The 560-nt window shown below is 57.7% G+C and carries 1 protein-coding gene; it reads left to right on the top strand.

Going from position 1 to position 560, the window contains the following annotated elements; translation table 11 throughout:
• Positions 1-560 (top strand): CheR family methyltransferase (locus SB822_RS54800; protein ID WP_410858812.1); only part of this gene is annotated, 560 nt, incomplete at both ends.

Here is a 560-nt window from a genome sequence, read left to right on the forward strand (position 1 = left end):
CAATTCTTTACTCATACTCGCGGCGCTTATGTCGTCAACAAGCCGCTACGCGAGAAGGTACTGTTTGCGGCACACAATATCCTGCGCGATCCGCCGTTTTCGCAGCTCGACCTTGTGTCGTGCCGCAACCTGCTTATCTACCTTGACCGCAGCGTGCAACGTCAGGTCTTGCAGACGTTTCATTTTGCGTTGCGCCCGGGTGGTTATCTGTTTCTGGGCAGTTCCGAATCGGCAGAAATCGCCGAGGAACTGTTTTTTCCAATCGACAAGAAGTACCGCATCTATCGCGCAAAGACCGTCGCAAATCGCGCTCGCGTGACGCCGGTGCTGCCGGTCGCCGGCAAGGCGCTGCAGCCGTTGCCAGCGGCAGTTGTCCATCCGGCGTCGCGTCCCTCCAGCTTTTCGTTCGCGAATCTGCATCAACGGCTCATGGAGCATTATGCCCCGCCGAGCATCCTGATCGACCGGGAAGCGGAGATTCTTCATATTTCCGAGGATGCCGGACGCTTTTTGCGCTACGTGGCCGGCGAGCCGTCGCATAACCTGCTGACGGTGATCAA

The organism is Paraburkholderia sp. SIMBA_054 (assembly GCF_046534875.1).
Lineage (GTDB): Bacteria > Pseudomonadota > Gammaproteobacteria > Burkholderiales > Burkholderiaceae > Paraburkholderia > Paraburkholderia hospita.